Source organism: Nitrospiria bacterium (assembly GCA_035517655.1).
In the GTDB taxonomy this organism is placed as follows: domain Bacteria; phylum Nitrospirota; class Nitrospiria; order JACQBZ01; family JACQBZ01; genus JACQBZ01.
The window spans coordinates 18,799-38,995 of record DATIYJ010000021.1; the positions used below are offsets into that span (position 1 = coordinate 18,799).

At 60.1% G+C, this 20,197-nt stretch carries 20 protein-coding genes; 1 reads left to right on the plus strand and 19 read right to left on the minus strand.

All coding sequences use genetic code 11. The annotated features are described in order from the left end of the window. Positions 1 to 37: 37 nt before the first annotated feature. The 18 genes from VLY20_04445 to VLY20_04530 form a co-directional block, all read right to left on the minus strand. Positions 38 to 2,059, minus strand: a complete 2,022-nt coding sequence (locus VLY20_04445; GenBank protein HUK55887.1) for a diguanylate cyclase — start codon at positions 2,057 to 2,059, stop codon at positions 38 to 40. A gap of 11 nt (positions 2,060 to 2,070) precedes the next feature. Then, positions 2,071 to 2,496 carry a response regulator gene (locus VLY20_04450; GenBank protein ID HUK55888.1) on the minus strand — a complete coding sequence of 142 codons (426 nt, stop codon included), beginning with the start codon at positions 2,494 to 2,496 and terminating at the stop codon, positions 2,071 to 2,073. Between the two features lie 48 nt (positions 2,497 to 2,544). Continuing rightward, positions 2,545 to 4,020, minus strand: coding sequence for an ATP-binding protein (locus VLY20_04455; GenBank protein HUK55889.1), 1,476 nt, complete (start codon positions 4,018 to 4,020; stop codon positions 2,545 to 2,547). Continuing rightward, positions 4,017 to 4,859 (minus strand): ABC transporter substrate binding protein, encoded by an 843-nt coding sequence (locus VLY20_04460; protein HUK55890.1) that lies wholly within the window; start codon positions 4,857 to 4,859, stop codon positions 4,017 to 4,019. The genes VLY20_04455 and VLY20_04460 overlap by 4 nt, the downstream gene beginning before the upstream one ends. 79 nt (positions 4,860 to 4,938) lie before the next feature. Further along, positions 4,939 to 6,861, minus strand: coding sequence for a TonB-dependent receptor (locus VLY20_04465; protein ID HUK55891.1), 1,923 nt, complete (start codon positions 6,859 to 6,861; stop codon positions 4,939 to 4,941). 304 nt (positions 6,862 to 7,165) lie between these two features. Beyond that, entirely contained in the window at positions 7,166 to 7,483 is a 318-nt protein-coding gene (locus VLY20_04470) for a cupin domain-containing protein (protein ID HUK55892.1), read from the minus strand. A gap of 7 nt (positions 7,484 to 7,490) precedes the next feature. After that, entirely contained in the window at positions 7,491 to 8,372 is an 882-nt protein-coding gene (locus VLY20_04475; GenBank protein HUK55893.1) for a CoB--CoM heterodisulfide reductase iron-sulfur subunit B family protein, read from the minus strand. A gap of 103 nt (positions 8,373 to 8,475) precedes the next feature. Next, entirely contained in the window at positions 8,476 to 9,429 is a 954-nt protein-coding gene (locus VLY20_04480) for a succinate dehydrogenase/fumarate reductase iron-sulfur subunit (GenBank protein HUK55894.1), read from the minus strand. 101 nt (positions 9,430 to 9,530) lie between these two features. After that, positions 9,531 to 10,016 carry a VOC family protein gene (locus VLY20_04485; GenBank protein ID HUK55895.1) on the minus strand — a complete coding sequence of 162 codons (486 nt, stop codon included), beginning with the start codon at positions 10,014 to 10,016 and terminating at the stop codon, positions 9,531 to 9,533. 17 nt (positions 10,017 to 10,033) lie between these two features. Further along, complete coding sequence (locus VLY20_04490) at positions 10,034 to 10,561, minus strand: SRPBCC family protein (GenBank protein ID HUK55896.1); 528 nt, start codon at positions 10,559 to 10,561, stop codon at positions 10,034 to 10,036. Between the two features lie 24 nt (positions 10,562 to 10,585). Continuing rightward, entirely contained in the window at positions 10,586 to 10,978 is a 393-nt protein-coding gene (locus VLY20_04495; protein ID HUK55897.1) for a YciI family protein, read from the minus strand. 50 nt (positions 10,979 to 11,028) lie between these two features. Next, positions 11,029 to 11,475: a YciI family protein gene (locus VLY20_04500; protein HUK55898.1), complete on the minus strand. Its 447-nt coding sequence runs from the start codon at positions 11,473 to 11,475 to the stop codon at positions 11,029 to 11,031. 146 nt (positions 11,476 to 11,621) lie between these two features. After that, positions 11,622 to 12,869 (minus strand): RNA polymerase sigma factor, encoded by a 1,248-nt coding sequence (locus VLY20_04505; protein HUK55899.1) that lies wholly within the window; start codon positions 12,867 to 12,869, stop codon positions 11,622 to 11,624. A 125-nt stretch (positions 12,870 to 12,994) separates the two neighbouring features. After that, complete coding sequence (locus VLY20_04510) at positions 12,995 to 13,573, minus strand: peroxiredoxin (protein ID HUK55900.1); 579 nt, start codon at positions 13,571 to 13,573, stop codon at positions 12,995 to 12,997. Positions 13,574 to 13,838: 265 nt separating this feature from the next. Further along, a complete protein-coding gene (locus VLY20_04515) occupies positions 13,839 to 15,284 on the minus strand; it encodes an RtcB family protein (GenBank protein HUK55901.1) in 1,446 nt (481 codons plus the stop codon). A gap of 14 nt (positions 15,285 to 15,298) precedes the next feature. After that, positions 15,299 to 15,733 (minus strand): archease, encoded by a 435-nt coding sequence (locus tag VLY20_04520; protein HUK55902.1) that lies wholly within the window; start codon positions 15,731 to 15,733, stop codon positions 15,299 to 15,301. Further along, entirely contained in the window at positions 15,730 to 16,857 is a 1,128-nt protein-coding gene (locus VLY20_04525) for a Xaa-Pro peptidase family protein (protein ID HUK55903.1), read from the minus strand. Before VLY20_04525 ends, VLY20_04520 begins: the two co-directional genes overlap by 4 nt. Before the next feature lie 63 nt (positions 16,858 to 16,920). Beyond that, complete coding sequence (locus VLY20_04530; protein ID HUK55904.1) at positions 16,921 to 17,643, minus strand: rhomboid family intramembrane serine protease; 723 nt, start codon at positions 17,641 to 17,643, stop codon at positions 16,921 to 16,923. A 108-nt stretch (positions 17,644 to 17,751) separates the two neighbouring features. On the opposite strand from VLY20_04530, the gene VLY20_04535 reads away from it, so the two are divergent. Continuing rightward, the gene (locus tag VLY20_04535) at positions 17,752 to 18,597 is read left to right on the plus strand and encodes a patatin-like phospholipase family protein (GenBank protein ID HUK55905.1); all 846 of its coding nucleotides are present in this window, start codon (positions 17,752 to 17,754) and stop codon (positions 18,595 to 18,597) included. Positions 18,598 to 18,669: 72 nt separating this feature from the next. Here VLY20_04535 and VLY20_04540 read toward each other — a convergent pair whose 3' ends face one another. Further along, positions 18,670 to 19,890, minus strand: coding sequence for a DEAD/DEAH box helicase (locus tag VLY20_04540; protein ID HUK55906.1), 1,221 nt, complete (start codon positions 19,888 to 19,890; stop codon positions 18,670 to 18,672). Positions 19,891 to 20,197: the final 307 nt, after the last annotated feature.

Here is a 20,197-nt window from a genome sequence, read left to right on the forward strand (position 1 = left end):
AATCGCAGGCGCACGGCCGGAAGAACAAGACGCGCCCCTACCCGGACGGCTTCAAGATCCGGAGGAAGGTCTCGACAATACGGGGATCGAACTGACGGCCGGCGTTTTGTCGAAGCTCCTCCGCCGCCGCCTCGACGGTCAGCCGGGGTCGATAGGGGCGGACGGAGATCATCGCCTGGTAGGCCTCGACCACGCCGAGAACACGGGCCAGAAACGGGATCTCCTCCCCCCGCAGACCGTTCGGGTAGCCGTGGCCGTCGTAACGCTCATGATGATAGAGAATCGCCGGGAGGACCCCGTCCAATTGCGTTGATTCTTTGGCCAGCATTTCGGCCAGGGCGGGATGGGCCTGGACAATCTTTTTTTCCTCCAGGGAAAGCGGTCCGGGTTTATTGAGAAGGGTGTCGGGAACGCTGACCATCCCGATATTGTGCAACAGGCTGGCCAATTGCAGACTCTTCTTGTCATTTTCGCCCAGATTCAAGGCCTCCGCGAGATGCATCGCGAACTGGACAACGGCTTCGGTGTGGCCCCGCGTGTAGGGGCTTTTTCCGTCGATGGCCGTTGCAAGGTCCCAGAACGTTTTCATCTTCGGATTGTTCAGCATATCGGTGAGCTTCCGCTGGTCTTTCTCAATGGCCGATTTGAGCGTGTCGCTGTAACTGCAAACCTTGTTTCGTCCCCCCTCCTTGGCGAAATAGAGGGCTTCGTCGGCGACCGTGATCAGCCGCTCGCGGGAATCGGCATCCGCCGGAAACGAGGCCATGCCGATGCTGACCGATAAACGCGCCGGGTGTCCGGAGGCCCCGGCGAAGCGCTCTTCGTCGATCGACCCCCGAATCCGCTCCGCGACGATTTTGGCCCGTTGGCCGGTCGTCTCCGGAAGGATGACCGTAAACTCCTCGCCGCCGTATCGGGACGCGATGTCCACGTTCCGGATCGATTGTTGGATCACCTTCGCGATTTCCTTTAAGACGGCATCCCCCATCGGATGGCCGTAGGTGTCGTTGAAGGATTTGAAATGATCGATATCCAGCATCAGCATGGAAAAGTCTTTTCCGTAACGCTTTCCCCGTTCCACTTCTTCCCCCAGCCGCCTCTGAAATTCCCGATGATTGTAGAGACCGGTCAAGCCGTCGGTAATGGCCTGCCGCTCCACATCTTGCAAGAATCGGGCGTTGTCGATCGCCACGGCCGCATGAACGGCGAGCGTGGACAGGGGATCCATGTCTTCCGGGGAAAAGGCGGATGCGCCCTGCGTATTCACGGCGGCCAGGATCCCTTCGACGATTCCCTGCCGAACCATCGGAACCGCGAGAAGGTTTCTCATGGAAGGTCGCAGAGCCGGCGTCGCTTTCCAGAGGGGATGTTGTTCGGGCGTTTCAATCATCACCGGGCGCCGCTCGGTCCGGGCCAGAGTCCAAAGACCCAGGGAGGCCGCCGGACACGGAAAGGAACAGCGATCCAGCTCGATGCCGGAAGCGATCGCGGAACGGATTTCGTTCCGTTCCGGGTCGATCAGGAGAAGAAGAGCCCCTTCGGTCTGCAAGAGTTGTCGCACACCCTCGACCAGGGATTGGACCAGGACATCGATCTTTCGTTCTTTTGTAACGGCGAGGGAGACTTCGTAAAGTCGGCGGGCCCGCAAGGTGGCCTCGTCCAAACGGTTCTTGAGCTGGCGCTTTTCAACCACCTTTTGAACCAGTCGGGGGAGGATCTCCTGATAATTTTTTGTTTTGAGGATGTAATCGTACGCCCCCTTTTTCATGGCCTCGACCGCGACCGTTTCATCGCCCTGTCCCGTGACCATGATCACCGGAACCGTATACCGGCGTTCTTGAATCCGATCCAAAACCTCCAGACCGTTCATGCGGGGCAGACTGTAGTCCAGAATCATGGCGTTGAACGGGGACCCGGCGAGCGCGTCCAACGCGGCTTGGCCGTTCGCCACGGTCGTGATTCGAACGGAGGGAGCCTGCTTTTCAAAAACGGTACGGGTCAGCTCCGCCTGATCCGGATTATCTTCGACTAAAAGCAGATGCACGGTTTCCCCCGGCATGGACGGATGCGTCACTCGTCGGTCTTCAGACCGCGGTTGGTCAGCAGCCAGTAGAACTTCAGCGCCCTCACCTTCTCCATGAAATCCTGAAACTTGACCGGCTTGGTGATATAGCTGTTGGCGCCGCCGCTGTACGACTTGACGATCTCTTCCTCGCGGTCGGACGTCGTGAGCATGATCACCGGAATCATCCGAAGGTCCTCGTCCTGCTTGACGGCTTTTAAGACATCGATCCCGCCGACCTTGGGAAGGTTGATGTCCAAAAGGATGAGGCCGGGACGGGCCGCGGACGCATACTTTCCGATCCGGAACAGATAATCGAGCGCTTCCCGTCCGTCCTTGACCCAGTAGACCCGATTCGCCACTTGGCCTTCGTCGAGAACCTGGCGGGTCAGTTCGGCGTGATCGGGGTTATCTTCAACCAGAAGAATGTCCATCGGTTTCCTCCGAATTAACGTATCACAGTCCGAAGAATTGTCAATCGCTCACGCCTTTGCGCGAGGAAATTGGACGAAGAACGTCGTCCCCTGCCCCTTTTGGGATTCGAGCCGGATCTTCCCGCCTGCGAGATCGACGATCTTTTTAACAATCGAGAGACCGATCCCCGTTCCCTCCACTTCGACCTCCTGGAGTCTCTGGAAAATGCCGAAAATCTTTTCGTGATAGGCGGGATCGATCCCGATGCCGTTGTCCTTGACGTAGAACTCCACTTCTTTCTCCATCTCGCGCCCCCCGATTTCGATCCTCGGCCGGGCCTGGTCCCCCATGAATTTGGCGGCATTCGTGATCAGGTTTTGGAACAACTGATTCAGATGGCCGCGGCCGAATACAAACGCAGGAAGCGGAGATTGGAGGACCACGTCGATCCCCTTGGCCCTGAATCTTTCTTTATGCACCTCGAGGATTTCCCCGATCACGGTCCGGACATCCGACATCTCCGGGTTCTCCTGCATCCGCCCGATTCTGGAAAGGGTCAGAAGATCGTTGATCAGCTGTTCCATGAAATTCGTATTCGCGACGACCCTCTCGAGATAATGTTTCCCCTTTTCATCCACCTTATCTCCGTAACTTTCCAGGAAGAGGGAGGCCATCCCCTGAATAGAAACGACCGGCGATTTCAAATCGTGCGAAACGGTGTACACAAACCCTTCCAACTCCTTCGTTCGAAGCTTGACCTGATTTTCCAAATTTTGATGTACAAAGGCCAGATCATGGCTCATTTGATTGAAGCTCCGGGCCAAGTCCCCCAATTCGTCGTGCGAAAGAACCGGCACGGTCGCGCCGTACTCGCCTTGACCGATTCGTTCGGTCCCCTGGGCGAGAACCCGTATCCGTAACACGATCCGTCGCATAAAAAACAACGTCATCAGCAGCACGGCCGTTCCGCTGATTATCATAATGACGATCACCCGCTGTGAAATCCGTTCGATTGTCTTCAAAACGTCGCCGATCGGCAGCCCCAAACGCAACGTGCCCAGACGCGTGGTCTCTCTCAGCTCCTTGCCGCCGAAGAGGAGAAACTCCTCGCCGGATCGGGCCTCTTGGACCGCCCAGACCGGGAGAGCTATGTCCAAAACGGGCTGGCCGTTTATCATGATTCGCTCGTATCTCGGCCGGTCGGAACGCAAGTCCGATACCGTCAAGGGGTCCCGATAGATCTGCCCCTTTTCGACCACGTTGGTATGGGCCAAGACCCGGCCGGTTGGATCCAGCGCCATGGCGTAAACGGCGCCGGTACGTTCAAGTCCGGATTGCAAGGCCGAAAGCAACGCCTGCTCGTTCTCGGTCTGAATTCCCGATGCGGTCACGGCCGGTAGGCTCTTCGTTGCCAAAAATCCCCGCTTAACCACCTCCTCCAATAAAACGGCATGGACGACATAGGTCGAAAACCAAATGACCAGCCCGGCCGACAAAGAACTCACCAGAATTAAAAAAATGACCACCTTGGTTTGAAGCCTCATGGCACGACCTTGTCGAGGCTCTTCACGACGTCGGGCGGAATGAGGAGTCCCGCATTCGTTGCAGCTTTGAGGCTTAGAACGGTCTCGACCTTTTCCGGATATACCGGATCCTCAACCGGTTTCTTCGCCAGGACCCGCCGTGCGGCCGAAGCCGCCGCCCGACCGATTTCGCGGAAGCTCGCCGATATTGAAGCAGTCGCTCCTTGTTCCACGAGCCCCGCAGCGGGAACATACAGCGGGACTTTGTTGGACCAGGAGAACTCCTTGAGCACGGCGAAACTCTGGGAATTGATCAGAAACGGATCGGGCATCAACCAGATGGCATCGACATCCTTATAAATGGATCGAAGTCGCTCCGGCAGTTCATCCGGACTTTTCAACCGCTCGGGAACGATCTCGATCTCCATCGGCGCCGACGCCTCCTGCATCCTCTCGACGTTATCGTCGATGGAGTTGGAAACCCAGAGCACCGCCAGTCTTTTCAACGCGGGCTGGATGTCTTTGAGCTTCGGAACGATCGCGCGTTCATCCGTAAGCATCTCGATCTGGACCGAAGGCCCGGGACGTTTTGCGAATTTAAAATCGATCCCCGGAGCCATGGCGTAGATCAAGGTTACGGCTTCCGGATAGGGGAACAGGGCGGCTTTTCCGCCGAAGGAAACAACGACGCGGGTGCCGGGGGGAAGTTTGGGACTATTCTCTGATAGGTTGTAGGTAGGGACGGATTCCCCGAACACCTCTTGGAACCCTTCGAGGGCTTCCCGGTAAGGCACCAGGTTCGAGCTCAGGACCGCCACAACGTCCTGGGCCCACCCGGTGCCGGATGCGGCGAGCCACATTCCAGCGGTGAGAACCCAAGTTAGATACTTAGCGCTGCCCATTTCCATTTGGGGGGAACTTTCAGGGTTCAAAAACTCGCTAGTCGAACGTGATCGAGACACCGCCGGTGTAGGTCCGGGGAACTGCCAGGCCGTCGGCGAATTCCACATGCCGTGCCTTCAGCAGGTTCTGCCCGGCTATGTAAAACTCAGCATTCTTATACCAGGGCGAGGCGTACGCGAGGCGTGCATCCAGTCGCCAGTACGTTGGCACAGTGACCGAATCGGTGATATTGGTGATGAAGTAACTGTCCTTATATCCCAGGTTGAAACTCCCCGAGAATCCGCCGCCGAAGTCGGCCATCGCGCCCAGGTTCACCTTGTGCGGCGGGGTATTCTTGGTGATCTCACCCTCGTTGCCGCTTTTGTCCGTGATGTGTTCGTACGTGTAGTTTACGTACATCGACTGTCTCGTCGTGAACCGATATTTGAATTGCAGTTCCGCTCCCTTCGCAACAGCCTGGTTGGTGTTGACAAAGCCCAAGGCCGCCACGGACGGATTGTTCGGCCATGGCCCCAGATCGGCGTCATCATCGATTCCGTCAATGCGGGTGTAAAAAAGGTTCGACTCGGCTTCCAAGTGATGCTCCAGCCAATGGCCGAGATATCCGACCTCGTACGATGTCAGTTTCTCGGGTTTCAGATCGGGATTTCCCACCCTCGCCACGGAATCATTCAGCTGTTGGTTGACAAAAAGTTGTCGGAGAGTCGGAACGGTATGCGCAACGGAATAAGTCGCCCGGAAGGATTGGTTCTCCACCGGCGCCCATAGGGATGCTAATTGGTAGTTTGCGTGCGGCTTCTCGGTTCGAGTCCCTTCGAAGGCCAAGGCTCCCACGAGCGTTACCTGATCGGTGACGCGCCCTGTCTGGTTGAAAAATGCGCGGCGGATGGCGTCATTCACATCGGGATGTCCAACGAATGTATTCTGAGAATCGACCCGGGTGCCTTGATAATTCAACCCATAGGTGCTGTTTAAACGTCCATTCCCCCAGTCGATGCGGTGAAGGATTTCTTCGTCAAATCGGTCGTTCTGAAGATGGTTGATGTCGCCGGTGGGAGTCGGGTCAATGATGTTCGTGAATGTGGAATGAGAACTTGAAATCTCCAAATGCGAGTTGTCCGAGATTTTGGCCTGGAATTTGAGCATTTCGAAATGCTGGCTAAAGTTATCTTGTGACTCCTGAGCATTGGCAAACCCGGAGGTGTTCCACGAGCCTCCGGCAAAGAACTCCAAATCGGATCCATTCGTCAGGTCCCGCCGGAGTCGCATGTTGGCTTTGTTGCTGTGAAGAAAATCATTTGTCGCTGTTCCGCCCGTAGCGCTGTCAAACGGTCCCTGCTCCAAGTAACTATGACTGAGTCGGAAGTCAAACGCGCGGATCGAACTATTCAGAGCTTCAGATGTCATCACGGTGCCTTGGTTCCCACCGGCCCCCTGGATCGTGGCGGTCGTTGCCCCGCCGGGCTTTTTGGTAATAATATTGATGACCCCCAAGGCCGCCCCGGTGCCATAAAGGGCCGCATTGGGCCCTCGAATGATCTCAATGCGGTCGATGTCTTGAATTCCGATGGGAAGCTGGGCCCAATAGACCCCTCCCGAGTCCGTTGCATAAACGCTTCGGCCATCCACCAAAACTAAAATGTTACGGGCAAACGCTTCGTCAAAGCCGCGAATCGAGACGATCGCACGATTACCGAGCACCGTCTGGTGGCCGTCCAATATGTCCATGCCCAACCGAAAGCGCATAAGGTCCCAGAGATTCGTGACTCCCGATGCTTTGATTTCCTCGGTCGTGATGACTTCCACCGCTACCGGCGCCTCCTGGACGGATTGGGGACGACGGGAGGCGGTGGTCACTTGGGCTTCCTCTTGAAAGAATTCCAGTGTTTCGTCGGTTGCGGCTAATACGTCAAACACATTGGTGAACAGAAGGCAGGTAAAAATAAGGAGGCGGAACATTCCATGCGGGCTTTTCACGCGCCGGCCGATCGTTTACAAGTTCAAAGCGCCGACATCTTGTTCGTCACTCCGCTTGTCTTCCCAATCTGAAACCAACCTAAAATTTTTCTTAAGTCATTGACAGTTCTGTTGTATGCAACCAGTAAAAATGTACCACATTCCTGTATCCTGTCAATCGGCGAAGAAACCGTGATTGATGAGGAGTCAAGCGATGGTAGGTGCAATGAGTTCATACAACCGGATGGGGGCTACGATGGGAGCGGAGACAGGGAGCGGGACATAACGGAATTCTATAGGGATGCGATCAAGGTTTTGGCGCCATGAAGACCAGAAGAACCAACCGTTCGCTCGAACTGTTCTTCACGCCGTGCTCGACGCCGGCCGGGGCCAGGACGCCACGATCTCGGCCGATCTCGCGCTCTTCGGGGCCGATTCGAAACCGGCCGCGGCCCTCCAGAACGATATAGATCTTGTCGGAGTCCGGATGAAGATGCGGCATCTGCTCCTGCCCGGATTCGAGGCAATACAGGTCGCAGAAGAAGCGGTCCGTTTCGGCGAGATTATTCTTCTTGAGCTTGTCGGGCGAGAAGCTCCGGTTTTTTTGAAGATCGAAGAGATGCACGGTTCGTTTACACCTTCAATTGGATCTTCTCGACCACCGCTTCGGTCGGAACCAGATGGCGCGAGAGCCCGAGTTCCTTCGCCTGAAATCCCATCGCCAAGCCGATGAGCTGGGGAAGATGGAGGATCGGAAGGCCCAGTTTCTCGCCGATTTTCTTTTCGGCCTTGCCCTGATAGATGTCGAGATTCATGTGACAGAGCGGACACGGCGTGACCATGGCGTCGGCCAGTTCGTCCTTCGCCTCTTTCAGGTTGGCGCCCACCATGCCGATCGCGATAGGCTCCTTTTCGAGCACGAGCGGAAAACCGCAGCATTTCGTCCTTCCCTCGTAATCGACCGGATGGGCGCTCAAGACCGAGATCACCTTTTCAAGCGAAACCGGATTCTCCGGATCGTCGAAACCGAGATACTTGGACGGACGAAGGATATAGCAGCCGTAAAACGGGGCGATGCGGAGATTCTCCAAGGGCCGGGTCACATAACCCCGCAGCACGTCGATCCCGATATCGCCCACGATGATCCAAAGAAGGTGTTTGATCTCGACCCGGCCGTTGTACCGCACGCCATCGGGCGCGAGGAGCGCGTTGATCCGGTCCAGCAGGCCCTCTTCGGTCTTGAGCCGGTAGTTGGCCATGGCCATCACGCCCTGGCAGGTCCCGCAAATCGTCATGATGTCCAGGCCGAGCGCCTCGGCCTGCGCGAAGGTGCGGGCGTTGATCGCCAGCGCGAGATCGGGATCGGCCTCCGTGATCACGCCGGCCCCGCAGCAGGCGGCGTTCAGCATCTCGACGACCTCGATCCCGAGCCGTTTGGTGACCAGCATCGTGGACTGGTAGAGCTCCGGACAGGCCCCTTTCGCGGCGCATCCGGTGTACAGGGCGAATTTCATTCTCGACTCCTTTTATATCGGGGGGCCGCTGCGGCGGGACAGAAATAAGGTCCTCACATGCCCCCCGTACCCCCGCGCTCGCACCGGCAAAGCGGATGCTCGCTTATTTCTTTCGAGCGCGGCGCGCGTCAAAAATCGACCGGACCTGTTTCATTCCCGGGATGGCCGACCTCAGCTTAAACGGAAACGGAACCTTCCCCTTCAGAAACATCCGGATTCCCAGCGGGAGAATCCGCAGGAAGTCTTTGATCCGGAACCCGATCACCTTCATCGGCATCAGCCCTTCGTTCAAGCGGCCCTCCTGCCGTATGATATCCACAAAACTCGTGATGTGGCGGGAGCCCATCGTCTCCGTCAGGCCGGATTGAAGGGAAGCCCGGCGCAAGAGAATGATCGCCTCCATCGGCTTGACGTCTTTCGGACAAACCTCGACGCAGTAATTGCAGCGCGTGCAGTCCCAGATCCCGCCGTCTTCCTGCAAGCGCCCCAGCCGTTCGGGAACGGCCGCCTCGCGCGGATCGGCCGCGAAGCGCCAGGCCTTGGCCAGCGCCGCGGGTCCCGCGAACCCTTTTTCGACTTCGTAGACGGTGCAGGCCGCGACGCAGGCGCCGCACAGGATGCAGGCCTCGACGTTGTTGAAGGCCTTGTAGGCGTCCCGCATCCGGACCGGATCCACCTGCTCGTGCGGCAGCGGTTCGAGCCACGGCCGGATCGACCGGATCTTTTCCCAGAACGGTCCCATCTCGACAACGAGGTCCTTGATCAGCGGCAGGTTTTTGAGCGGGCCGATCCGGATTTCGCCGTGCCGTTCCAGCTCGGGCCTGATCTGCGTCTTGCAGGCCAGCTTCTCGGTCCCGTTGATCTCCATCGCGCAGGAGCCGCAAATGGCGCTGCGGCAGGCATACCGAAACGTCAGGGTGCCGTCCGTCTCGCTCTTCAGGCGCATCAAGGCCTCGAGCACCGTGGTGCCGTGCCCGACGTCGAGCCGGTACGGCTCCTCGTGCGGCTTCGGATCCTTTTCCGGGTTGTATTTTTGGATATGAAACGTGACGCGCATGGGGCGAGTCCAATGGATAACGGTGTCGTATTCTACCAGAGCGGGACGCGGTGTGCAAATGGGATGTCCGGATCACCCCTCGCGTGCGACCGGTGATTTGATTATTTATCCCGGCACGCTTTCTCCAAAGCGGCGGCGTCGAGTTTTTTCATCTGAAGCACCGCCTTCATGACGCGTTCCGATTGGGCGGGATCGGCGTCTTTCATCATCTCGCCCAAAACGGCGGGAACGATTTGCCAGGATAGACCGTACCGGTCTTTAAGCCAGCCGCATTGCCCTTTGGCTCCGCCCTCGGAGAGCTTCTCCCACAGCTCATCCACTTCTTTCTGCGTCTTGCAGTTCACGATGAAGGACACGGCTTCCGTGAATTTGAACACCGGCCCGCCGTTCAAGGCCATGAATTCCTGCCCGTCGAGCCGGAAGGTCACGGTCATGACCGTTCCCTTCGGTCTTCCGGAAACCCTTGCCCCTGCCTCCCCATAACGAGTGACGCTCACGATCTTTGAATTCTTGAAAATGGAGGCATAAAAATTTACGGCTTCCTCCGCGTTGCTATCGAACCACAAACATGGGACGAATTTTTGCATGATGTGAACCACCTTTCTCACTTTTCAGCGATGGTCTTCAGGTTGGCCAGTCCCGTCTCGAAGTCCTTGCCGACGATGCGGTCCATATTGAAAAAGACGTGGATGACCTTCGCCATGTAGGGAAGGGGACCGTGCATCGCCCACGTCACCTTTGTGGTATCGCCTTCGGGTTCCAGCGTGAACTCGGCGACGTTGTGGCCTTCAAACGGCTTGATGAAATCCAGTTTGATCGTGACCTGAGAAGGCGGCGACGACTCTGTAATCTCCATGCGCCCTTTTCCCACTTTGTTGTTGCCTTCCCACTCGTACACGGCGCCTTTGCCGTCGGACGCGCCGCTGTGGATCCTCTGCATCGCGGGGTCCATTTTCTCCCAGGGCGACCAGGCGCCCCAACGGTGGAAATCGTTGATAAGCGCAAAGATCCTCTCCGGAGGGGCTTTGATGCTCGCCGAGCGCCGGACACGGAACGTGTCGGGCCGGGTCGCGGCATAGATGAGAAGAGCGGCGATCAGAACGACCGCCGCGATGGCGATGATCTTTATCATGGATTCCCCCCCTTCTGCTCATCCTTATTTTGTTCTTGAACGCCGCCGCTCGCTTTCCGCCACGAGTTCCGTCAAATCCGCGGCCGGGCGAATCTCGAAGGGCCCTCCCCGCACACCGGGGTGTTTGGACATCAACTGGACGGCGTGGTTCAGATCCCTGGCCTCGAGAATCAAGATGCCGCCCAACTGCTCCTTCGTTTCGGCGTAGGGGCCGTCGGTCACGGAGGCCCTGCCGTTCTGAAACCGCAGCGTCGTGGCGTTCCGGGGCGGCTGCAGCGCTTCCCCGCCGACAAAGTGCCCGTTCTTCCGGAGCACGTCGTCGTAGGCGAAGCAGTCGTCGACGAAGACGTTCCGCTCGCTCTCGGACATCGTTTCCCATTTTTTCGGATCCATGTATCCAAGGCAAATATATTTCATGATATTTCCCTCCCTGTCTTGTATTTTGATCCGGCCCGGCCCTTACGGCCTCACGACGGCTTGCGCTTTTCGACCTGTGCGCGCACCGTGGGATTGTCCGCGGCCTTCCGGACGTCCGGTGGAAAGTCCGACATCTCGAACACCTGGCGAATCTCGATGACGTCGCCCTCTACCGCGGGGCATCGCTTCGCCCACCGGACCGCCTCGTCCTTCGACTTGAGGTCGAGCATCCAATAGCCGCCGATCACTTCCTTCGACTCGATGAAGGGCCCGTCGGTCGCGCTCGGCTTCCCTCCCGCAAATGAAACGCGCGCGCCCTTCGAGATCGGGTGAAGCCCGTCGAGCGAGATGAGCGCTCCGGCCTTCGTCAGCTCCTCGTTGAACTTCATCATCTTGTCGACGGCGTCGGCCGGCGGGGCGAATCCTTCACCCGCCCTCTCTTCGGCCGGGGTGTCGGGTTGGTACACTCTCGGAATCATCATCAGCATGAATCGCATGACCGTATCTCCTTTTGGTTTGGAGCCGGGTTTCCAGGCCGCCTCCGGCGGCCCCGGCTCCGTGTTGGATTGACTGTCTACACTTCATAGTCGTTCCGGGGAGCCCGAAATCGACAACGGGGGAATAAAAAATTTCGTTCGCCGTTTCAGTCCGGCAGTTCGCCCAGCCGCCGATCGAGAAACCGCCGTTCCGGCTCAAGCCGCGTGAGGTCAAGAGCCCGCCGGTAGGAGGCCCGGGCTTCGGCCGTCCGCCCCAGCCGCCGGCACAAGTCCGCACGCGCCGAGTGGGCCAGGTGGTAATCCCGCAGATCGCCGCGCGCCAGAATGGCGTCGATCAAGGCCAGGCCGGCCTCAGGCCCGTCCCGCATGGCCACCGCCACGGCGCGGTTCAGCTCCACCACGGGCGACGGATCCATCCGTGCCAGCAGGTCGTACAGGACGACGATCTGGGCCCAGTCCGTCTCGGAAGCGTCGGACGCCTCGGCGTGCACCGCCGCGAGCGCGGCCTGCAGGCTGTAGGGGCCGAACCGGCGCGTCGTGAGCGCCCGTTCCACAAGCGCCAATCCCTCTTTGATCTGGCCCCGATTCCAAAGCGAACGGTCCTGATCCTCCAGCAGAACCAGGTCCCCGGTCGGCGAGGTGCGCGCGGCGCGTCGTGATTCCTGCAGCAGCATCAGCGCAAGGAGCCCGACCGCCTCCGGCTCCGGCAGCCATTCGACGAGCAGACGGCCGAGGCGGATCGCCTCGCCCGAAAGATCGGCCCGCGTCAGCGACGCGCCCGATGACGCGGCGTAGCCCTCGTTGAAGACGAGATAGATCACCCGCAGCACCGCGGCGAGCCGGTCCGGCAGCTCGGCGTGGGCGGGCACCTGGTAGGGAATGCGCGCGTCGCGGATCTTCGCCTTGGCGCGCACGATGCGCTGCGCCAGGGTGGGCGCGGGGGTGAGGAAGGCGCGGGCGATCTCCTCGGTCGTGAGGCCGCAGACCTCGCGCAACGTGAGGGCCACCCGGGCGTCCGGCGACAGGGCCGGGTGGCAGCAGGTGAAGACGAGCCGCAGCCGGTCGTCCTCGACGCTCTCGTCTTCCCCCGCCTCGGCATCCTCCACGGCCGCGACAGGCTCGGCGACGTCGTCCAGCGCGGTGAAACGGGCGCCCCGTCGCAGGTTGTCGATCGCCTTGAAGCGTCCGGCCGAGACCAGCCAGGCCCGTGGATTGGCGGGCAGCCCCTCGCGCGGCCACTGCTCCAGCGCCGTCCGGAAGGCCTCGTGCAGCGCCTCCTCCGCGAGGTCGAAGTCGCCGAGCAGGCGGATCAGCGTGGCGAGGACGCGGCGCGACTCGGCGCGGTAGACGGCGTCCACCTTTTCGCGCATGCGTTCGGAGGTCTCCTCGCTCATCGGCGGGCCTTCGGTTACTCCTTGTGGAACGGCCTAAGCGGTTTTGGAAATATCGGCGTCATGAGCGATGACTGTAAAGTCGTGCGTCTCATGACGGGATGAGCGGCGGAACGGCTCCAAATGGACTAAGATTTCGGTGCGGGTGTCGCGGAATTCCGAAGTTCAACCAATGCGCGATGGATTTCCAGCGCGTGGTCCTCCGGCTTGACGGAGGGGAAGATCTTGCGGACGATGCCCTGCGGGTCGATGATCACGGTGCTCCTCCGGGCCACCTTGATCCCCATGAAGCTCGTAAGCACGCCGTACTGCGCGGTCACCTGCTGCCGGTCGTCCGCGAGGATCGGAAAGTTCAGTTTGAATTTCTCGGCGAATTTCTTGTGGGATTCGACCGTGTCGACGCTGACGCCGAGGATCTTGGCGTCCAGCCGCTGGATGGCCAGCAGGTTGTCGCGGAAGGAGCAGGCCTCCTTGGTACAACCCGGGGTGTCGTCCTTCGGGTAGAAATACAGGACCACCCACTTTCCGCGCTGCTCGGATAGCGTCACCGGTTTCCCGTCCTGGTCCTGGAGCGTAAAATCGGGGGCGGGCTTCCCCTCCGCCACCGCCGGCTCCGGCGGGTTCGCGTTCACCCGGAAGACGCCGAACCAGACCACCAGCGCGGCGAGGACGATCAATAGAAGAATGCCCGAGAAAAACATTTTCATGATGACCCTTGGACCGGATAATGGGGAATCATAACCTATCTCTCCTGCCTATTCAAGCCCATCCCGCGCGCGAGGTCGGAGGGGAATGGAGTGGATTATATTCTTTTAGGTGAGGCGAGTCAATAATTGGGGAAATAACGTGAGGCGTAGAGGGTCAAAGGTGGAGGGGAAAAGGAGCAAGTAGATTGCAGGAAATTCCCCCTTCGGTCCCTATATATATTATAATGATGCAGATCGAATATATTCGTCCTTTTGGTTGTCGGAGCTATCCCTTAATGTTCGCGATCGGCTTGAGCTGGACGACCTTTTTCGAGACCCCGATAGAGTCCATCGTGTCGACGACTTCGGAAATGTCTTTATAGGCCGTGCCGGCCTCCTCGGCCAGTCCGGACATCGAAACGGCCTTGACGAGAATCCCGTGCTGCTCCATCCGCCGCTGAAGGTCGCTTCCCCGGATCATCCGCTTGGCCGCGTGGCGGGACATGGTCCGGCCCGAGCCGTGCATCGTGGAGCCGAAGGTCTCGGCCTCGGCGGTCTGGGTGCCGAGACAGACGTACGAGCCCGTCTCCATCGAGCCGCCCACGATCACCGGTTGGCCCCAGTCGCGGTAGAGCGTCGGGACTTCGCTTCGGCCGGGCCCGAAACAGCGCGTGGATCCCTTGCGGTGGACGAGAAGCTCGGTCGGTTTTCCGTCGATGTCATACGTCTCGATCTTGGCCACGTTGTGCGCCACGTCGTAGATCGTCTCCAGCCCCAGCCGCTCCGCGTCCTCGTTGAAGACCTGGCTGAAGGCCTCGCGGATCCGGTGCGTGATCACCTGCCGGTTGGCGAAGGCCATGTTCGCGGCGCAGACCATCGCGCCGTAGTAGGCCTGTCCCTCCGGCGAACGGAAAGGAGCGCAGGCCAGCTGCCGGTCCTTGACCGTGATGCCGTATTTCTTCATGGCCGTATCGAACACCCGGAGATAATCGGTGCCGATCTGATGCCCGAAGCCGCGCGAGCCGCAATGGACCATCACGACCACTTGGTCCTGCCCGAAGATCCCGATCGCGCGGGCCAGCTTCTCGTCGTAAATGTTTTCCTGCGAGGCCACCTGGATCTCGAGATAATGGTTGCCGGAGCCGAGCGTTCCGATCTGACCGATCCCCCGCTCGATCGCGTGCGCGCTCACCTTGGACGGATCGCCGCCCGGGAGACAGCCGCCGCCTTCGACCCGGTCGCGGTCCAGGGCCCATCCGTATCCTTTTCTGATGCACCAGTCCACGCCGCGCGTCATCACCTCCGACAACTCTTTCTTGTCGATCTTGACGAACCCCTTCGCGCCCACCCCGGCCGGCACCTTGTTGAACAGGACGTTCAGCAGGTCCCGGAGACGCGGCTTAACGTCCGCCAGCTTCAGGTCGGTCCGGATCAGCCGCATCCCGCAATTGATGTCGAACCCGATCCCGCCGGGCGAAATCACGCCGTCCTTCGTCGAGAAGGCCGCCACGCCGCCGATCGGAAATCCGTAGCCCCAATGGCCGTCCGGCATGCAAAGCGCGTATTTTTGTATGCCCGGAAGACAGGCCACATTCGTGACCTGCTCGAACACGCCCGCATCCATCTCTTTCAGCAGCTTGTCCGAGGCGTAGATCCGCGCCGGAACGCGCATGCCTTCCTTCTCGGTCGTCGGAATTTCCCAGAGATTGTCTTTGACTTTGTTGATTTGCATAGGCCGTATATGTCTTATATGTCCACGACCACGCGGGCCTTCCAGCCGCCCGTCTCGGTCCGGACCACCTCGAACTGATGATAGGTCACGGCCTTGGCATCGGCCCGGAGGCCGTGACGCTTGGGATCGATCGGCTCTCCCCGGACGGTGGAGCTGAGACTCCACTCCCCGTTTTGTTTCAATTGAACGCTGAATTCCCTGAACAGAAGCCTCTCCGCGTCTTTCAAATAGATCAGCTCCGACAGCCAGTCGTACAGGAGCTGATCGATCTGTTCATGCTGGAGGCGGATTTCTTTTTGAACCTTGGGCCGGAGCCGGCGCGTGTCCGCCATTCCCTCAAAGAGGGCCTGACCCGCCGCCTGGAACAGCTCGGCGGGCGTGTCGCCCGTCGCCTCGAACGCCATGTCGGCAATGGCGGTGTCTTCGAGAAAAGTATACGCCTGACTCATAACTCAAGCACTTTCGGGAAGCGGGTGAGGTTTTCGCAACCGGTCGGGGTTACCACGACCAGGTCCTCGATCCGGACCGCCCCGATCTCGGGATAGTACAGCCCCGGCTCGACCGTAACGACCTCTCCCGCCTTCAGGGTCCATTCGGACTTGCTGATCCTGGGAGGCTCGTGGATGTCGAGGCCGACGCCGTGGCCGGTGCCGTGGAAAAAACCCTGCATCCGGCCGTTCTTCGGACCGGTCGGATACCCCGACTGCTCGAAGATCGTCATGATCCGCCGGTGGATCGTCCGGCCTTCCGCCCCGTCGCGGACCATCGCGATGCCCTCTTCCTGCGCGCGGCGGACGGCGTCGTACAAGGTCCGGAGCGCGTCCGGGGCCCGGCCCTTCACCACGGTCCGCGTCATGTCGGCGTAGTACCGCGTCCGGGCCGACCGGGGAAAAACGTCCATCACGATCGACTGGTTGGGCCGCAAGGGGCCGGAGCCTTCGTCATGCGGATCGCATCCCTGGAGGCCGCAGGCCACGATCGTGTGCTGGGCGATGCAGTCCATCTCCATCAATTTCACGTTGATGATTTTCTTGATCGCCTCGGAGGTCAGGGTCCCTTCGCTCCAGTGCAGCTCGTCCTTTTTGATCTTGGATTCCCGGATCACCTCGACCGCGGCCTCCACGGCGGCCTCGGTCGCCCGCTGGGTCTGGGTGATCGCCTCGATCTCCTCGGCCGACTTCAGGACCCGCTCCTCAAAGAAGGGGTCCGGCTTGGTCGTCAGCGCATAGCCTTTCGATTGAAGCCCCTGGGCATGGCGGAACCCGAAATCGCCTGGGATGAGAAGCCGCCGCACGCCGCGGACCTTGAGACAGGCGTCCACCACGTCGATCGTTTTGGGCTCGGCCAGGCCCTGCTCTTTCAATTTCTGCTCGATCGCCGAATAGGACAACACCTCGTTCACGCGCGCCTGGGCCCGGGCCCGGTCGAGCTCCAGGTCGCTCATCACGAGCGTCTTTCGCCCGTCGGTCTGAATGAAAATGAAGGGATCGGGGGCCAGAAACCGGGTGGCGTAGTAGAGGTTCGAATCCAGCTCGCTGTTCGCGATCATCAGGACGGCCTGGTCGTTTTTCATCGCATGCTCCTTTCGGAGGGTATTATAAACGGCCGCGGAAAGTAATGCAATCTCCCGCCCGTCCTAAAAAGACCGGGCGGACCGACGGGACGGGGGATTGAAAAACCGCACCGAAGGATGTTTGAAGAACCCGATCAGGATCATCCCGGCCAGGAATCCCCCGATGTGCGCGAACCAGGCGACGCCGCCGGCGGAGCCCCCGCCGCCGACCGAGGCCGTGCCGCTGATCACCTGAAGGACGAACCAGAAAATCAGCACGACGCCGGCCGGCACGTACATCCGCCAGAAGAAGAATCCCAACGGGATCAGGACGAAGACGCGGGCCCGCGGGTAGAGCAACAGATATGCGCCGAGCACGCCCGATATGGCGCCGCTCGCGCCGATCATGGGCGCCGCCGAAGCGGGATCGGCCAGGGCGTGGCTCATCGCCGCGATCACCCCGCAGATCAGATAAAAAAACACGAAGCGGACGTGCCCCATCGCGTCCTCGATGTTGTTTCCGAAGATCCAGAGATAGAGCATGTTCCCGATCAGGTGCAGGAACCCCCCGTGCAGGAACATGCTGGTGATCAGGCTCAGGGCGGCGGGCACGGCCGTCACCCCGCGGGGCAGGGACGCTTCTCCAAAGATCACGCCCGGAATCGCCCCGTATTGGTAGACGAAGCGCTGCCCGGCCTGCGGACCCAGGGTCAGCTGGTAGAAAAAAACCAGGGTCGCGGCCGCAACGATGCCGATCATCGCAACGGGCGTCGTCTCGGTCGGATTGTCGTCATGAAGCGGGATCATCGCGCCGGCTCGAATGGAACGAACGATGGGGATAAGGTAGCGGATTGGATGGGACCCGTCAAGGGGCGGGGCCTTGCGATTTTTATCGGGCCGATTTAAGATAGCGCCATGCGTTTCTGGGAAAAACTTCGGGCCCGCCTTCAAGGCCGCCCCAAGTCCCCGCCCCGGGTGGCCCTCGTCCTCGGCGGCGGCGCGGCGCGGGGCTTCGCCCACGTCGGGGTGATCCGCGTCCTGGAACGGGAGAAGATCCCGATCGACATGATCGTGGGCACCAGCGTGGGCAGCCTCATCGGGGCGATCTACGCCGCGGGCGCGGCCGGCCCGAACCTGGAAAGGATCGCCCTCCAACTGGAGCGGGACGACCTGGTGGACTACTCCATCCTCGCGCTCAGGAAGGGACTGATCATCGGAGACCGGCTGGAGCGCTTCGTCTCGGAGAAGGTGGGCGTTTCGCGCATCGAGGATCTCAAGCTTCCCTTCGCGGCCGTCGCGACCGATATCCGGACCGGCGAGCGCGTCATCCTGGACCGCGGCCCTCTGGCGACCGCCGTGCATGCCAGTTGCGCGCTGCCGGCCGTCTTCCAGCCGGTCGAACTGGACGGGAAGCTTCTGGTCGACGGCGGCGTGCTGGAACCGCTTCCGGTGCCCACGGCCAAATTCCTCGGAGCGGACGTGACGATCGCGGTGGACGTCGGGACCCGGATCAAGAAGATCCAGTCCTCGGACGTCGTGACCGTCGTGATTCAGGCGCTCAGCATTTCGGGGGCCGAGATGCGGCGGCGCCACGCGCTGGAGGCCGACGTGTTGATCCATCCCGACGTCAACGGGGTCGGCGCCTTTGATTTCGCTCAAAAGGAACGCTGCGTGGAGGCCGGGGCGGCCGCCGCCCGCGAAGCCCTCCCCCGCATCCGCGAAGTTCTAAGCGCCCGCCGCATCCTCCCCCGCCGATCGTAAAAAAACGAAGGCCGGGTCTTGATGCAGACCCGGCCTTCCCTTATCGAGCCGACTACGGCTTGCGCGTCCGGTTTATCGCTGGAAGATCGGCCGCCGCCATTTGCTCGGTCCGCCCCCGTTTGAGTTCCGGGGCCGGAACGATCTTCGGGGCGCTTCTTCCTGAACCTCTCCGCGGCTCTCGAACCCGGTGATCGTCACCTGGGGGATCTTCGACCCGATCAGCCGCTCGATATCCCGGAGGTTGCCCCGTTCGTTCGGGGACATCAACGAGATGGCGTCGCCCGTCGCCTCGGCGCGGGCGGTCCTTCCGATCCGGTGGACATAATCCTCCGGTGAGTCCGGAAACTCGTAATTCACCACGTGCGAAATCCCCTTGACGTCCAGTCCGCGCGCGGCGATGTTCGTCGCGACCAGCACCTGGATCGCGCCTCTCCGGAAGTCGTCCAGCGTTCGGGTCCGCGCATTCTGGCTCTTGTTGCTGTGAAGGGCCGCCACCCGTTTTCCCTTTCCCTCGAGCTGGCGCGCCAGATGGTCCGCGCGGTGCTTCGTGCGCGTGAAGACGAGCACATGGTCCATCTTTTCCTTTTCAATCAGATGGAGAAGAAGGTCCCGCTTTCGCGAAGCGTCCACCGGATAGACCACCTGACGGACCCCGTCGGCCGGCGTCCCCTGCCGCGCGATCTGGATCATGACCGGGTGCTTCAAAATTTCATGCGAAAGCTTCCGGATCTCTTCCGGCATGGTGGCCGAGAAGAAAAGCGTCTGCCGCTGAAGCGGGAGATTCTTGATGATCGTCCGGACGTCCGGAATGAAGCCCATGTCGAGCATCCGGTCCGCCTCGTCGATCACCAACACCTCGAGGCTTCTGAAATTCAGATGGCCCTGCCGCATATGGTCCAGCAAGCGGCCCGGGGTCGCCACAAGGATGTCCGCCCCTTGACGGAGCGTCGTCGTCTGCCGATCGAGGTTCACGCCGCCGAAGACGACCGCGGTCCGCAGCCGCAGGAAGCGGCCGTAGGTCCGGACGCTTTCATACACCTGCGCCGCCAGCTCGCGCGTGGGAACGAGCACCAGCACGCGAAGCGACGGGGAACGTCCCTCGCGCAGCTTGTGCAGAATCGGCAGGGTGAAACCGGCCGTCTTGCCGGTTCCGGTCTGGGCGCAGCCGATCACGTCCTTTCCCTCCAGAACGGCCGGGATGGCCTGTTCCTGGATCGGGGTCGGGTTTTCATAATTTTTCGCCTTGACGGCGCGTAGAATTTCCGGGGCAAGCCCCATTTCTTCAAACGTCATTCTTTGTTACTCCTATCTATGGGACCGCAGTCCCGTGCATGATTGCGAACCGGCCGGCGGTTGTCAGGCCATGGCTCGTTCATACGAGTCCATGCCCGGCTGTGCCGGTCATTCGCCTTGATTGAAGAACCTTTAGAAGTATTGAAGGTCAATCGGTAAGAATGGATGGACCCGCTTCTGAGGAGGGATCGTATTCTCGCGGATACCGCCTCGTGGTTCGTCAAAACTGAATGACTATAACACAAAGGAATGGAATTAGCAAGCACTAATACAAACGACTTTAATCCTGTTCCATCGGCGGGTCCTG

Coding starts and splice junctions, on each gene's coding strand:
- VLY20_04455 (HUK55889.1), bottom strand. CDS start 4,020: ATGAGGCTTCAAACCAAGGTGGTCATTTTTTTAATTCTGGTGAGTTCT.
- VLY20_04530 (HUK55904.1), bottom strand. CDS start 17,643: ATGATCCCGCTTCATGACGACAATCCGACCGAGACGACGCCCGTTGCG.
- VLY20_04495 (HUK55897.1), bottom strand. CDS start 10,978: ATGAAATATATTTGCCTTGGATACATGGATCCGAAAAAATGGGAAACG.
- VLY20_04535 (HUK55905.1), top strand. CDS start 17,752: ATGCGTTTCTGGGAAAAACTTCGGGCCCGCCTTCAAGGCCGCCCCAAG.
- VLY20_04485 (HUK55895.1), bottom strand. CDS start 10,016: ATGCAAAAATTCGTCCCATGTTTGTGGTTCGATAGCAACGCGGAGGAA.
- VLY20_04540 (HUK55906.1), bottom strand. CDS start 19,890: ATGACGTTTGAAGAAATGGGGCTTGCCCCGGAAATTCTACGCGCCGTC.
- VLY20_04450 (HUK55888.1), bottom strand. CDS start 2,496: ATGGACATTCTTCTGGTTGAAGATAACCCCGATCACGCCGAACTGACC.
- VLY20_04445 (HUK55887.1), bottom strand. CDS start 2,059: ATGCCGGGGGAAACCGTGCATCTGCTTTTAGTCGAAGATAATCCGGAT.
- VLY20_04475 (HUK55893.1), bottom strand. CDS start 8,372: ATGAAATTCGCCCTGTACACCGGATGCGCCGCGAAAGGGGCCTGTCCG.
- VLY20_04500 (HUK55898.1), bottom strand. CDS start 11,475: ATGCGATTCATGCTGATGATGATTCCGAGAGTGTACCAACCCGACACC.
- VLY20_04515 (HUK55901.1), bottom strand. CDS start 15,284: ATGCAAATCAACAAAGTCAAAGACAATCTCTGGGAAATTCCGACGACC.
- VLY20_04465 (HUK55891.1), bottom strand. CDS start 6,861: ATGTTCCGCCTCCTTATTTTTACCTGCCTTCTGTTCACCAATGTGTTT.
- VLY20_04525 (HUK55903.1), bottom strand. CDS start 16,857: ATGAAAAACGACCAGGCCGTCCTGATGATCGCGAACAGCGAGCTGGAT.
- VLY20_04505 (HUK55899.1), bottom strand. CDS start 12,869: ATGAGCGAGGAGACCTCCGAACGCATGCGCGAAAAGGTGGACGCCGTC.
- VLY20_04480 (HUK55894.1), bottom strand. CDS start 9,429: ATGCGCGTCACGTTTCATATCCAAAAATACAACCCGGAAAAGGATCCG.
- VLY20_04460 (HUK55890.1), bottom strand. CDS start 4,859: ATGTGGCTCGCCGCATCCGGCACCGGGTGGGCCCAGGACGTTGTGGCG.
- VLY20_04490 (HUK55896.1), bottom strand. CDS start 10,561: ATGATAAAGATCATCGCCATCGCGGCGGTCGTTCTGATCGCCGCTCTT.
- VLY20_04520 (HUK55902.1), bottom strand. CDS start 15,733: ATGAGTCAGGCGTATACTTTTCTCGAAGACACCGCCATTGCCGACATG.
- VLY20_04510 (HUK55900.1), bottom strand. CDS start 13,573: ATGAAAATGTTTTTCTCGGGCATTCTTCTATTGATCGTCCTCGCCGCG.